11 protein-coding genes are annotated in these 14,577 nt (G+C 47.7%); 6 read left to right on the top strand and 5 right to left on the bottom strand.

From position 1 onward, the window contains the following. Positions 1-43: 43 nt before the first annotated feature. The 5 genes from GO755_RS27315 (at position 44) to GO755_RS27295 (ending at position 7,102) form a co-directional block, all read left to right on the top strand. A complete protein-coding gene (locus GO755_RS27315) occupies positions 44-1,291 on the top strand; it encodes an ABC transporter permease (protein ID WP_157588485.1) in 1,248 nt (415 codons plus the stop codon). 85 nt (positions 1,292-1,376) lie between these two features. Next, positions 1,377-2,531 (top strand): ABC transporter permease, encoded by a 1,155-nt coding sequence (locus tag GO755_RS27310; RefSeq protein WP_157588484.1) that lies wholly within the window; start codon positions 1,377-1,379, stop codon positions 2,529-2,531. 176 nt (positions 2,532-2,707) lie between these two features. Further along, positions 2,708-4,081 carry a sigma-54-dependent transcriptional regulator gene (locus GO755_RS27305; protein ID WP_157588483.1) on the top strand — a complete coding sequence of 458 codons (1,374 nt, stop codon included), beginning with the start codon at positions 2,708-2,710 and terminating at the stop codon, positions 4,079-4,081. Beyond that, on the top strand, positions 4,078-5,361 hold the full coding sequence (locus tag GO755_RS27300; protein ID WP_157588482.1) for a sensor histidine kinase: 1,284 nt from the start codon (positions 4,078-4,080) through the stop codon (positions 5,359-5,361). Before GO755_RS27305 ends, GO755_RS27300 begins: the two co-directional genes overlap by 4 nt. 133 nt (positions 5,362-5,494) lie before the next feature. Further along, entirely contained in the window at positions 5,495-7,102 is a 1,608-nt protein-coding gene (locus tag GO755_RS27295; protein ID WP_157588481.1) for a PQQ-dependent sugar dehydrogenase, read from the top strand. 60 nt (positions 7,103-7,162) lie between these two features. On the opposite strand, the gene GO755_RS27290 is transcribed toward GO755_RS27295, so the two are convergent. The 3 genes from GO755_RS27290 to GO755_RS27280 form a co-directional block, all read right to left on the bottom strand. Further along, positions 7,163-8,080, bottom strand: coding sequence for a S1/P1 nuclease (locus GO755_RS27290; RefSeq protein ID WP_157588480.1), 918 nt, complete (start codon positions 8,078-8,080; stop codon positions 7,163-7,165). Positions 8,081-8,204: 124 nt separating this feature from the next. Continuing rightward, the gene (gene abc-f / locus GO755_RS27285) at positions 8,205-9,800 is read right to left on the bottom strand and encodes a ribosomal protection-like ABC-F family protein (protein ID WP_157588479.1); all 1,596 of its coding nucleotides are present in this window, start codon (positions 9,798-9,800) and stop codon (positions 8,205-8,207) included. Between the two features lie 371 nt (positions 9,801-10,171). Continuing rightward, positions 10,172-11,242 (bottom strand): DNA glycosylase AlkZ-like family protein, encoded by a 1,071-nt coding sequence (locus tag GO755_RS27280; protein WP_198174947.1) that lies wholly within the window; start codon positions 11,240-11,242, stop codon positions 10,172-10,174. A gap of 164 nt (positions 11,243-11,406) precedes the next feature. On the opposite strand from GO755_RS27280, the gene GO755_RS27275 reads away from it, so the two are divergent. Continuing rightward, complete coding sequence (locus GO755_RS27275) at positions 11,407-12,357, top strand: alpha/beta hydrolase family protein (protein ID WP_157588477.1); 951 nt, start codon at positions 11,407-11,409, stop codon at positions 12,355-12,357. Between the two features lie 61 nt (positions 12,358-12,418). Here the strand turns inward: GO755_RS27275 and GO755_RS27270 are convergent, their stop codons facing one another. Together GO755_RS27270 and GO755_RS27265 are read right to left on the bottom strand one after the other, a co-directional pair. After that, positions 12,419-13,225, bottom strand: coding sequence for a helix-turn-helix domain-containing protein (locus GO755_RS27270; RefSeq protein ID WP_317165968.1), 807 nt, complete (start codon positions 13,223-13,225; stop codon positions 12,419-12,421). A gap of 226 nt (positions 13,226-13,451) precedes the next feature. Then, complete coding sequence (locus GO755_RS27265) at positions 13,452-14,483, bottom strand: SDR family NAD(P)-dependent oxidoreductase (protein WP_157588476.1); 1,032 nt, start codon at positions 14,481-14,483, stop codon at positions 13,452-13,454. Between the last annotated feature and the right edge of the window lie 94 nt (positions 14,484-14,577).

Genomic DNA, 14,577 nt, shown 5'->3' with positions numbered 1-14,577 from the left:
CACTAGTTCGCTCTTTCACTCATTCACTCTTTCGCTATTAGTCATGCTACTGAACTACATCAAAATCGCCTGGAAGGTGTTGCTGCGGCATCCGTTCTACACCTTCATTACGCTATTCGGCATTAGTCTGACACTGACCGTGTTGATGGTGCTGACCTCTTTTTTAGATCACCTGATCGGGAGTCATTACCCTGAAAATAAGCGGGATCGAACGCTCTATATCATGCAAATGACTCAACAGGATTCGAGTCGGACGTCCCGGCAGTCGGGGCCTATGAGTTTCAAATTTCTGACGGAGTATGCCAAATCGCTGAAAACCCCTGAACGGGTCACGATCTGCACGTTTATCAATAGCTCGAATGCTTATGTGGGTTCGCAGAAAATTAAACTCAATACCAAATTCACCGATGCCGATTTCTGGCGGGTAACGGATTTCGAATTTCTGGAAGGCAAACCCTACAATGAACAGAATATTGCCAATGGCGAAAACGTACTGGTAATTACCGACGATTTCAAGAAGCACTATTTTGAGAGCGCTACTGAACCCGTTGTTGGCAAGGATGTCGAAATCGAAAACATTCATTATAAGGTGATTGGCGTCGTAAAAGCCAGCCCGGTTACCCGGCCATTTACATACGCAGACGTTTTCTTTCCGTATACCGCTCCCAAAAGTAATTACCAGAATACCGGTATGCGAGGGGGCTATGTGGCAATGATACTGGCTAAAGATAAATCGGATTTAAAAGCGATTCAGGATGAGTTTCAGAGTCATATCGACCGAATTCCGTTGCCCGGCATTCAGGATGGGTTTAAGTATGCGATACTGGATGTGAAAAGTGAGCCCTATCTGGAAAATTTTGTAGGCACTATTATGGACGGGAACGCGGGGCTGAAGACCATTTTCTTTGGTGTCATTGCGTTTGTTATGTTCATGTTAATGGGTCTCCCGGCAATCAACCTGGTGAACATAAATGTTAGCCGTATCATGGAAAGAGCATCAGAAATCGGGATTCGGAAAGCCTTTGGTGCGCCCGTGAAAACGCTGGTCTGGCAGTTTATCGTCGAGAATATTTTTATTACACTCATCGGCGGCACCATTGCTTTAGGCCTGACAATGATTGTCATTCATCTGATCAATACCAGCGGTATAATTGCCTACGCCGACCTGGCAATCAATCTGAACGTCTTCATTATCAGTCTCTTGGTCTGCCTCATTTTTGGATTGCTATCAGGCGTGTTACCCGCCCTGCGCATGTCGAAATTAAACATCGCTGAAGCGTTAAAATCTTAAAGCGCGAAAGAGTGAATGAGTGAAAGAGCGAAAAGCTGGATCACTTGGTCACTCTTTCGCTCATTCACCCTTTCGCTCTTTAATCATGATCCCCCATCTGTTTAAATTAATCTGGAACAAGAAGAAGACGCATGCTTTACTGATTGTAGAGATCTGGGCGTCGTTTATGGTCCTATTCGGACTGGCAACATTGATTGTTGTGAATGTTGGAAATTATAGGGAGCCGCTAGGGTTTTCCTATGAAAACGTCTGGGCAATAGGCCTTAAAGCGAACCAGGACACGACCGAAATCGCCGATAAACTACAACGCGTCCAGCAACGCCTGAAAGCATATCCCGAAGTAGAATCGGTTTCCCGAATGAGCAGTAATTTTCCGTTTTCGGCCAACACGATGAACAATGGCGTTGAGTATAATAAGCGGAAAGTGCTCGCGGATTTTTACGTAACCGATGAGAATTTTGCCAAAACACTCGACATGTCGGTAGCTAGTGGAAAGTGGTATCGCAATGCGGACAGTGTGGGCAAATACACGCCGGTGATCATTAATCAAAAAACGAAAGAAGGACTGTTTGGTGACGAAAACCCATTAGGGAAAATCATCGGGGAGAAGTTTCGGGTTGTTGGCGTGATCGATAACTTCAAAGCGAAAGGCGAATTTATGACCAATAGACCTGCCTTATTTGAATTGGTCAAGACCGATGCGATCTGGAATGATACCATGCTAATCAAAGTAAAACCCGGCACCGACGCCGTATTTGAAGCTAAAATCGTGAAAGACATCGCGTCTATGATGACTGGCTGGAGCGTGGAAGTCGATTACCTGACCGATTCACGAAAAAACCAGAGCAATCTTGTGTTAGTCCCCATTATTATTGCGCTGGTTGTGAGTGGTTTTTTGCTGATCAATGTAGCGCTTGGCTTGTTTGGCGTCCTGAACCTGAGCATTGCCAAACGACGCGGAGAAATCGGCCTGCGCCGGGCGTTGGGAGCTACGGGCAATGGAATTTCGACCCAATTCATCAGCGAAATCTGGGTACTGGCTACCTTTGCCATGCTGATTGGATTGCTGTTTGCCGCCCAATTTCCGTTGCTGAACGTATTTGACTTACAGGCAAGCATTTATATAATCGCTATCCTCATTGCAGTCGCTATCATCTACGGCATTGTCACGCTCTGCGCCCTGTTCCCCAGCCGACAAGCCGCCATGATACAACCCGCAGTGGCGTTGCATGAAGAATGATTGTTTTTTAGACCACAAATTTATTTGTGGGACATAGAAATAATCGTGGTTGCCAACAGTCGTTTCAACGACTTATGCGGTAAGATGCTGGCCCAGAAATGGTTAAAACCATTGGAATAGACGGGATTTTTAATTCGTGGTTTCCCACAAATAAATTTGTGGGCTGATAGAAAAACATGCTCCTCATCATCGACGACGATATTGCTATTCAAACCTCGCTTTCCTTACTGTTCAGGAAAGAAGGATTCACCGTGCGTGTAGCCGATGGCCCGTTTGAAGCCTTTGAGGTTCTGAATGAAGAAGCGCCGGAGTTGATTCTGCTGGATATGAATTTTTCGGTCGATACCTCCGGCGATGATGGGCTGAGGTTGTTACGTCGGATTCGGGAGCGGCTGCCTAATGTGCCGGTTATTCTAATTACGGGATGGGGGAGTATCGACCTTGCGGTGGAAGGTATGAAGGCCGGGGCGAAGGACTTCATTACGAAACCCTGGCAGAATGACCATTTGGTGCAGTCGGTCCGAACGGCGCTAAATCTGGCACAACCGCTGGCGGCATCGCCAAGTCGCCGTAAGCTCGACCAACAGTTTCGCTTCGATAACATCGTTGGTGAAGACCCGAATCTGCTGGATATTCTGACGACCATCGGGCGCGTGGCCCCAACCGACGCGCCCGTGCTTATTACGGGCGAAAGCGGTACCGGTAAAGAACTCATTGCCGAAGCTATTCACCAGAATAGTCAACGAAAACGCCAGCCGTTTGTAAAAGTCAACTTGGGTGGTATTTCGTCCACGCTGTTCGAGAGTGAACTGTTTGGGCATGTGCGCGGGGCCTTTACCGATGCCAAAACCGACCGCATAGGTCGCTTCGAGCTAGCCAATAAGGGCTCCATTTTCTTAGATGAAATTGGCGATCTTGATCCCGCCAGTCAGGTTAAATTACTTCGCGTTTTGCAGGATCGAACATTCGAGCCGCTAGGGAGCAGCAAGTCACGAACGGTGGATGTACGGGTCATTTGCGCGACCAACCGAAATCTGGAAGAGATGGTCAGTAAAGGACAGTTTCGCGAAGATTTGTTTTATCGGATCAACCTTATCACGGTTCGACTACCAGCTTTGAGGGAGCGCCCTGGTGATATTCCGCTACTGGTAAATTACTTTGTTAACAATCTGAAAACCATCTACAATCGCCCAGATCTGCGAGTGGGTTCAGTGGCGCAGAAATGGTTGAAAAGCCTCGCACTACCGGGAAATATTCGCCAGCTAAAAAACGTAGTTGAGCGAACCGTTCTCCTATCATCCAACGACGAACTACAAACCGAAGATTTCCAACGAAACCTCACCTCAAGCACTAGCCCCATGCCTCATGCCAGCTCCCTGCCACAGGTTGGCACTATGACGCTGGAGGAGATGGAGTATCAGATGATTCAGCGGGCTATGGACTTTCATCATAATCGAGTTGCGAAAGTAGCGAGGGCGTTGGGCATCACCCGTTTTGCGCTCTACCGTCGATTAGAGAAATTTGGCATTCCCTACACAACTGAGGAATGAAGTTACCCCTACGAACCCGCTACCTGATTTACATCTCCGTCATTCATCTTGTCCTCATCGCACTGATTGGCTGGATATTACAGGAAAATAAACTCTGGTTTATTGCGTCAGAAATCCTGATCTTGATTTCAGGGTACATAGCCGTACGAATCTATCGGGCGTTTCAGCAACCGTCGGAGTTCATTGCGTCGGGTATTGAAGCCATTCGGGATAAAGACTTTACCGTCAAATTTGTGCCGACGGGCAATCAGGAAGTCGATGAATTAATAACCGTTTATAACCTCATGATTGATCAGCTTCGGCAGGAACGGACCCGGCAGGTTGAGCAGCAGTTTTTCCTGGAAAAACTCATTGAAGCGGCCCCAATTGCGATCCTGATTTTTGATTTCGATGGGAATGTGGCGTCTGTCAACCCAAAGGCGAGTCAACTGCTATCGGTGCAGCCCAACGAAGTCGTCGGAAAACAGCTGGCTGAACTCGGGTTTTCACTGCTTGCCCAAATCGCCGATCTGGCTGATGGGGAGTCGCGGATTATGAAACCCAATGGACTCGAAACCTACAAAGTGTTACGGTCGAACTTCATGGATCGGGGCTTCCGGCGATCATTTCTGATCATTGAAGAGCTTACACCAGAAATTCTGGCCAGCGAAAAGAAAGCCTACAGCAAGGTAATTCGGATGATGGCGCATGAGGTAAACAATTCCATTGGGGCCGTGAATTCAATTCTCGATGTTACGCATACCTACGTGGCTGATCCCGATGTGCAACACGCCGTCCGGGTAGCCATCGAGCGCAATGACCGACTGAACCGCTTCATGCGTCGGTTTGCTGATGTTGTCCGGTTGCCTCAGCCCCAGAAACGAGCAATGGACATCGGCGAAATTGCCCGTAGTGTCGTTCGATTGATGCAGCCGCAAGCCGAGTTACGAGGGGTTAACCTCCAATTCGTAGCCAAAGAAGCCAATATTCAGGTAGTTGATGTTGAACAGATTGAGCAGGTGCTGGTCAATATTGTGAAAAACGCCCTCGAAGCCTGCGAATCGGGGCAACGCGTCGAGGTAATTAGTACGGCTCGCCATCTCTTTATTCGCGACAATGGGGAGCCAATTCTCAATGATATTGAGGCCAATTTGTTCAATCCCTTCTATAGCACCAAGCCCGAAGGTCAGGGTATTGGTCTAACGCTCACCCGCGAAATCCTCCTAAATCACCAGTTTTCATTCTCGCTCAAAACCAACGAAGACGGCTGGACCGAGTTCCAGATCGAGTTTGCATTCTAATTGAAACAAGACTATCGTATTCGCAAATCGGTTACACTTTATGTGTAAAATAGTATATTAATAAACATTGTAGAAATAATACTAGTTCGTCGGTATAGAGTAAGGATTTTGTTTCACTTTATGTCCGCAGTTTATGACAAGTTTCTACGAGTACAGGCCAAAATCGATCGGTAGAAAAGGCAATCAATTACTTCTTGCCTTCGCTCTAGCGCAAGTAATTACTGTAGCTGCATATGCGCAGACTTACCCCGCTAACTTTAGCCAGATACAAGTCGTGAAAAACCTTGGTGGCCCTACAGCCATGGCATTTGCTTCTGACGGACGCATTTTTGTAACCGAGCAGGGAGGAAATCTACGAGTTATCAAAAATGGAGCGCTCCTAGCTACACCTTTTATATCGCTGACCGTAGATGCCGCTGGGGAACGAGGGCTTATTGGTGTTGTGCTGGACCCTGATTTTGCAACGAATCACTACATCTACCTCTATCATACTATTCCGGGTAGTCCGCCCCATAATCGTATAAGTCGGTATACTGCCAATGGCGATGTTGTCTTAGCGGGTAGCGAAGTTATTATTCTGGATTTAGACCCCTTAAGTTCAGCGACCAATCACAATGGCGGAGCCATGAAGTTTGGAAAAGACGGTAAGCTCTATGTAGGCGTTGGCGAAAATGCGAATGGTGCCAATGCGCAAAACCTGGATACCAACCTAGGCAAGATACTGCGCATCAACCCCGATGGTAGCGCGCCCGCCGATAATCCATTTCCGACCGGATCTGCACAGCGCAAACAAGTGTGGGCCTATGGTGTGCGCAATCCCTATACGATTTCGATTCAGCCCGGAACAGGCCGAATCTTCATCAATGATGTAGGGCAGAGTACCTGGGAGGAAATTAATGATGCCACAACGGGAGGATTGAATTTTGGGTGGCCGAATGCAGAAGGAGTGTGTACCACTCCGTCCTGTACAAGCTATACCAATCCAATTTTTTATTATCCGCATACCGGCCCGGCTGATGGAAGCGGGTGCGCCCTCACGGGTGGAACATTTTTTAACCCAGTCACGACGAACTATCCATCCAGCTTCATTGGCAAATATTTCTATCAGGATCTTTGTAATAGCTGGATAAACAACATCGACTTATCGGTAAATCCTCCCAGCCGATCTTCGTTTGCCACCGGCTTACCAGGCAACTCCCTCAATATATCGACAGGATTAGATGGGAATCTCTATTACCTGAGTAGAGATTCCAGTGCTCTTTATAAAATAATCTATAAACCAACCACCCCCGATTTATCGCCCACGCTTACGCTACCCCAAGCCAATTTTGCTAGCTCGGGCAGTGTAGGCAACTTTGTCGTGGGTCTCTCTGAGGTTAATGGGTTTTCTACTACTGCAGGTAGTGTGGCTATTACCGCCACGGCTCCAGTAGGGTATACCCTTGCGTTTGCTCCCTCCATCACGAGTATCAATGTGTCGGGTGGTACGAATGTAGCAGTGAGTAACGCTAACTGGACTGTGACGAACACCGTGGATAATCGCCAGATTTCATTGAAGATGAAAGCGGGTCAGTCGATCGGGGCAGGTAACACGATTAATCTTGGTTTCAGCATCACCCGAACCAATGCTAACTCAGGCAGCACGGCTAATATCACGATCAATGTGGCCGATGATGCCACCAATGGCTATGATAGCAACATAACGAATAACGTCTACGCCCGCGTCATTTCAGGATTGTAAATGACTTATTACCAGTGCTTGATCAAAATAGAATCCACCAGAATCTATTTTGATCAAGCACTAATTTGCCAAATCTGCACTTAACTCGTCGGCCAACCGGTAACCTGCTAAAGCGACCTGTCGTTGGGCAATGGGCTTAACCGTGGCAACATAGTCTGCCGGTAAAACGGCTCCTTCCTGATCGGTACCCGCCGAGAGGGTATTGCTCCTGTACGCATTATCCTGTGCCAGCTGAAAGCTTTCTCTTGACCAGCTTGTGATGTCCTGTTTACCCAGCTGCGGTAACTGATCCCGATGAACAGCCTTCCGAACCTGAACAGCCAGATTTCGGGCCGACTGGTAATCATCTGCACCCAGGAGCATACCATCCCAGAACGAGTGAAGGTTGATGGTCTGACTGCTCATCAGGACTTTAATTTTGAATAGATTCCCTCCCCGGTCTCCTTCTGGAAACTGCTTGTCAATCAGCGCGGTGGTGTGCAGGGGCATATGTACATCACCCGCGAGGTGAAACAGCCAGCATAGGGCAATCGCTTTGGCACTATCCGGAGCATTACTACGCAGAATCTGCCGATTCATGGCGAATGCCTGCAGAATATTTTCTCCGGTAGCAAGGCTTGTATCGGTTCGGGCTATGCCTTGTTCTGGCGCATACACATAGTTGATATAGTGCCAGGTGGGGTGGTCATAGGCGTTACCCCGTATATCATCGGGCCAGCGAGCGGCCAGCATAAATAGATACTGGTTGCGGTCGTCTTCGGATAAAGAAGGGTCTGCCAGTTTACTGGCCCATAGTTGTTGATAATTCGGATGCTGCCGTAGGATAGCGACAACTCGGGATGCAAGCTGCGGGTTGGTCGTTTGTAATTCGCGATAGGCAATGGCGCCCGTCACCATATGTGTGGGCTTATTCCAGCCATACAGAGGAGTAAACAGGCTCATGCAGGCGAGGAAGAAGAAGACAGCTAAGCGGCTCATAGGTTGTCTGGATTAAGACCTGCAAGGTAAATCCTACCGGATACCTATGCAACTACAAGGATACGTATTGTTGTCAACGGTAGATTATGCTTTTGTTAAGGTGCTTTTACTGTCAAGTACGAGTTTATGAGTAAAGTCTGATCGTTGACTCTGCTTGAATTTCATTAATAAAGTACTGGTCATGCGAAATGACCAGTATGGAGCCGGTAAAATCCTTTACAGCTCTGGTGAGTATTTCCTGACTGGACATATCCAAATTATTGGTCGGTTCGTCCAGGATCAGTACGTCGGGCGAATTTGTACGAACAGCCAGACAGCAAAGCGTTAATTTCATTTTCTCACCTCCGCTCAGGTCCGCGCATTTTCTATCCCAGGCTTCACGAGGGAATTGGTAATAGTGCAGCATCATTTTTAGCTCGTGCTCTAACAGATGGCGCGTATTGAATTGTTGAACCTGCTCAAAAACAGATAATTGATTGTCGAGCATTGAATATTCCTGATCGATATATACATACTGGAAATCGGCAATCGATATGCCACCAACCGTTGGTTGTAAGCGACCCATCATCAGGCTAAGTAGTGTCGTTTTACCCGAGCCATTATTCCCCTCAATCCTGATCCGATCGCCAGAGCGAACCTGGAAACTCAACGGGGATTGCCAGAGAGGTCGATCACCATAAGCGAAATTTATTCCTTTTGCCTCGATCAGAATCTTCCCACTATGTAAATCGGATTTCCGTAGGTCTATTTTTAACGCCTGGGATTCATGTAGTTGCGCCCTGGTTTGCTTCAGATTATCCGAAAGATCATTGATTTTCTCGGCCTGGACATCCTTTAGTTTAGCGGTGCTTTGTTCGGCCTGACTTTTACGACCACCTGCAATAATACGGGGCAACGATTGTTTCTGGCCCTGCACCTTTCCCCTTGCCTCCTGCTTTTGGCGTTGCTCGGCGACATCCCTTGCTTTTTGCTGGGCTTGTTTCAGTGATTTCTGCTTCTCGTCTACCTGCGCTTGTAAAGCATGGAGTTTTCCTTCTTTCTGCTCTTTATAGAAATCATAATTTCCGCCATAAACCTCGATTCCGCCCTTGCTGAGTTCTAATGTGGTGTTCAGCAGATTTAATAACATTCTGTCATGGCTGACCACGAGACTAGTTGCCTTATTCGTTCTGATAAGGTCATAGAGTAATTCACGACTCGCAGAATCCAAATGATTCGAGGGTTCGTCCAACAGGATAATGCCGGGAGAATGAATCAAAATGCCTGCGAGAAAAACCTTTGTTTTCTCACCACCACTCAACGAATTTAGGTTTTGAGAAAGAGACAAATGAGCTAATTTCCAGTAAGATAGGGCTATAGCCACTCGTTCGTCAATAGTCCAGTCATCATTCAGCATGGTAAAATTATCAGGAGATACATCGCCGTCGAGAATGGCATGTAACGCCCCTAACTTCTGATCTACCTGTAAGACCTGCGCAATTGAACAGGCATCGTATTGCCCTAAATGCTGAGGCACATAATAGGGTTTTTCGGAAAGGATAAGTTCACCTTCTGCTGGTTGAAGATTACCGGCAATAACTTGTAATAGCGTTGATTTGCCCGCTCCATTACTCCCCACCAGGGCAGCTTTTTCGCCTGCAGCAATAGATAGGCTGATATTCTGAAACAGGCTTTCCCGGTCAGGATGTACATAGGAAAGTGAGTTCACGACAATACTCATGAGTTTGCTGAATTGACTGTAAAAACGAATGAGAAGAATAGGAACGCAAATAGCCAAACAGCCCAGAAATGGTGTTGGTTATAGCGTGAGATAAGCAACAGTTTGTTGCCCTATAAGGAAAAATGGATCACATGTTTTCTAAGTGGAAATCAATACACAGAACGACAGTGTACTGGCGAATTGACAAAACTGCTGTCAACACGTTCTATTAGGCCAGAACGTAGGATGGAAGGCATCCTTCTTACTTAGATCTTACATGAAGAGATGATATTCGTTTTAACGGCACAAATATAAAACCGTTTCCTGATCCTGACAAACAGTAACTTAATTGGCTTTAGAAACGGTTACTCGAACAAGCTTCATCAGTGAGGTTAGTCATTTCCAGGTCTCTTTTGCAGAAATAGTCGAACTCGTTCTACTTCTGCTTCAAATTCATGTAGAAAAGCGTCCTCTAGCGGCACGTCTTTTTTAAAGCCAGGTTCTACTGCCAGATTCCCCGCCGAATTGGCAATGTTTACCCATCCAATCATCTCATCACGCCACAGCATGGGCAGCGCATAATAGCCCAACTGTCGTTTGGCGGGAGGTGTATAGGCTTCAAATCGGTACAACCAACCCCACAAATGTTCGAAGCGCTGACGATCCCAAACCAAGGGATCGAATGGGGCCAGAAAGCGTACCGTTTCATTGGGTGTATAATCGACCGGGGCCGAAGCTGGCCAGACATACCGAACACCGTCGACAATAGTATGGGCTAAGTCGCCGGATTTTAGTAGCTGCGTAACGATTGATTTCCGACCGTCGAGGGCGGGTGAAGCGCGGGCCAGATGTGATAAAATAGTTCGCAAACTACGGTCGGAGAGGGGGCTAAAGATGGTAGTAATCAACAGGGCTAACTGGCGCAGGCGCTCGGCTGGGTCTACCGAAGGGTACTGGTGAATGGCCAATTCATATAGTTTGATACCATTGTCTCGCCTGGCTACCCGCAAAAGACCCCGGTAATGGAGCGCCTGCAGCGTTCGGGTTGTTCCGGTTGAATAACCGCCCCAGTCATTGATCTCGCGGGTACGACCCAGATAGGCTTCTACTTGACGAGGGTGAATAGGTGGGTTGCTGGCAACAAGATCGAACACGCGCCGGTCAGCCGCACTCAGCTCGCTTTCGGGGCGGGGATGTATTAATTGCCAGGTGGATTTAGGCATGAAGCCGTAAGCATACAGGAAGTCTTCTTCCAGCCTAAGAGAAGGATAATCGTTTTCAAGGTCGCCAACTCTATAGTTGTTAACCCGGTGGCGGAGAATGAGATCCTGTGCCCGTGCGGGTACCCGAATCGGATCGGCCTGAACGAAGCCAAGGCGCTCGATTGCTTCCTGTAAGCTAGTAGGTGGAAAAAGCGAACTGGCAATAGCCTGTTGTCGAAGGGTGTTGAGCGTGTGTTTCACAGGGGTGAATTTACCGGATGGAATTAATAAATTACAACCAATAGCCAGCCAATTCAAGCATATGCAACATAGATCTCCAATCGGAAGTATAATGATCTATCATTTTTGCCCCTTATTCTTACAAAGAAAAAACGTGTTTTGTAGCTTTGGTTAATTTTAAAACCATGCGACAAAACACGTTCCTTGCCAGTTTTTTCTTAGTTGCCTTAAACCTATCGATAAGTGCGTTAGGACAAGTAACCAGTCCCAGTCTATTCAGTTATGACCGACAAACTCCTTTGCCGATCAACGAGTCGATTACAAACCGACAGAAAGACCTCACTATTCGTCAAATCAGCTTTCCTAGCCCGAAGGGAGGTGTAGTTACGGGAATATTGGTAGTGCCTTCTGGCAAGGGACCGTTTGCTGGAGTGGTGCTGGCTCATGGATTACCAAGCAGCGCCAAAGCCTACATTCCCCGAGCAGCTTATATTGCCCGTCATGGTGCAGTGGTAGTCGCTTTAGATGCTCCCTTTGCCCGTCGAAGCGGAGAGGCTCTGACGTTTACCCCTCAGGATAGTAGTGAACAGGTACAGATAATTGTCGATTTGCAGCGAGCCGTCGATTTACTCATTGCTCGTTCTGACGTTGATGCCAACCGGATAGGCTTTGTCGGGCGAAGTTATGGAGGAACTATGGGCGTATTGTTGTCAGGAATAGAATCCCGTGTCAAGAGCTATATTTTATCGGTAGCCGATGGCGGGTTGGTCACTCATTTTACAGATCCGGGCAGTCAGGGTGAAACCTTTCGTTCTCTAAGTAAAGAGCAGCAGGAACGATGGCGTGCCGCTATGCTACCGCTAGAACCCATTCATTATCTGAAGCAGTTGGGAGCCACTAAATTCCTCTTTCAGAATGGCCGGCAGGACTCAGCCATTCCTATAGCGAATGCGACTCAACTGCATCGGGCGGCTCCTGACCCCAAGACGATCAAGTGGTATGATACCGGGCATGATCTAAATGTGCAGGCTTATCTGGATCAACTCAACTGGCTTCATGAAACAATTGGTACAACTGCTGCTGGCCCTACGGATCACGATGCCCCTGTCGTTACACCAGCACTCGACCACAAATGAGATTGATCCTTTTCATCTGGCTGTTAAGTGAGTGGATAGCAGAAGCAATCCCGCAGATTCACTACCCTGCGAGTTCGGTTGGGGCATAGCCAAAACGCTTTTTAAAGGCATGACCAAAATGGGAGAGGTTCTCGAAACCAACCTCTAAATAAACGTCGGAAGGTCGTCGCTTTTTCTCTCTGATCTGATAATGAGCGAGCTCCAGTCGCTTGTTTGTAATCCATTTTTGGGGAGTCGTCTGGAATGTCTTTTTAAAATCACGCTTGAACGTAGTCAGACTGCGGCCTGTCAGGTAACCGAATTTATCCATCGTCATGTTGAACATGTAATTCTGCTCCATAAAATCGGTCAGGCTGATCTTGCCGGGTTCGTCAAAATTGGCCAGCAAATGGTCGATATCAGTATCAATCGTCCGAAGGATGTTAATCGCTTCGTCGATTTTTATGGCCGCAATCACATCAGGCAGTGATTCGTTCAGATCGAAATAGGGAATCAATGAAGCCAGGCAACTTTTCAGCAGCGGGTGCCGATCAAATGTGCGAAATGCAGGCGTTGGCATAGGCTTAACATCAACCCTGTTTTTAGCATAAAAATCGGTTAGCCGCTTTGGCGTAAGATGCATTACCGCCGACTGATGTGGCAAGCCATCTTTAGGATAATTAATAACCGTAACCAGTTGATTTCGGGGAAACAACAACGTGTCGCCAGCCCCGAACCAAAAGGTATTCTCTCCCTGCACAATCTTCGTTTCGCCCGAAATAAACCACACCAACAAGTGGTGTTCAAACAACACATCGGCCTTATAAAACTTATCATCGAAGCGCGATAGCTTCAAATCAGGATGTATGTAGTGCGCTTGATATCCCACGATTTTTAAGTTTCACGTTCCCCCCACGTTCTCGCTTGGCTTCGCCGAGTGAGGACTATTAGTTCAAGGGCCTCTGGCCCGTTTTTGACGTAATATTCACTCCGGCCAGAGGCCGTTAAAAAGATAACCCTCACTCGGCGAAGCCAAGCGAGAACATGCGACACCCGTCTCCCGTTTTGGGAGGTCCGCCGTTGCGGGAGGGGCCGGGCAAGCCCCCCAACTACCTTCAATCTGCTTTAAACAGCACTCCGGTTAGCTCCTCGCTTAAGGTCCACAATCGTTGCGCATTTTCCGCATCGACCGAATAAGGCTGTACACCTCGAAGGGTTGAAGGCTCATCATATCGATGGTCAATCGTGCCCAAATCTAACTCGGCCACATCGGCATCTTCGCAATACACACCGCCTATAGCCGTTAGCTGCGGGCTTGTGGCACACCAAACGGTTGTCGCTGCCCCTTGCGGAATGGTCTTTAATTTCCTCGCGACATCTGGGAACAGATTTCCATTGGCGTCATGGGTACCCATCCGTTTAAATAAATCCATAGGGGCAACTCGACCCAGATCGGTGCCGTTTACCGAACCGGGGTGGAGTGAAAAGGCACGCACATCGGCATTTTTACCGCGATGATCCAATTCTACGGCAAACAGATTGTTCGCTGTTTTCGATTGCCCATAACCCATTAACGTTTCGTACTCATGGTGCTCAAAATTGGGGTCCTCAAAATTGAATGGCGCTATCTGGTGGCCGTACGAAGATACATTAATAACTCGTGCTCCGCCCGCTTTTTTCAGAGCTGGCCAAAGTCGGGCAGTGAGTTGGAAATGACCCAGATGATTGGTGGCTAATTGTGATTCGTAGCCTCGTGCATCCCGCTGGAGCGGCACCCACATAATACCCGCATTGTTAACCAGAATGTGAAGCACACTATCGGTTGCCAGGAATTTTTGGGCAAACACATCAATCGAAGATGGGTCCATCAGATCCATCGCTTCGATGGTTACGCGCTGGATTCCTGCCAGATTCGTTGCGGCTTTGGTCCGATCGCGGGCGGGTACGATGACTTTAGCCCCTGCCTCGACAAAAGTTTTTACGGTTTCCAGGCCAATACCGGCATAACCGCCGGTTACGATGGCCGTCTTTCCAGTAAGGTCGATTCCGTTAATAACGTCAGCGGTGGTTGACGTAGCGGTGAAGCCTGAATGGATTGGCTTCTGGAGAACTCCATTGTAATTGTCTACTGTTGTTGATTGTTCCATTGGTTGACTGCTAACTTGTTGGAACAAAGGTAGATTGGTCGAATTTTTAGGGTTTTGTTTTAAAGACCGAATTTATTGGTTTTAAAGGCCACTG

This window comes from Spirosoma arboris (assembly GCF_009754945.1).
Lineage (GTDB): Bacteria > Bacteroidota > Bacteroidia > Cytophagales > Spirosomataceae > Spirosoma > Spirosoma arboris.
This window is presented reverse-complemented; position numbering and strand designations above follow the sequence as displayed.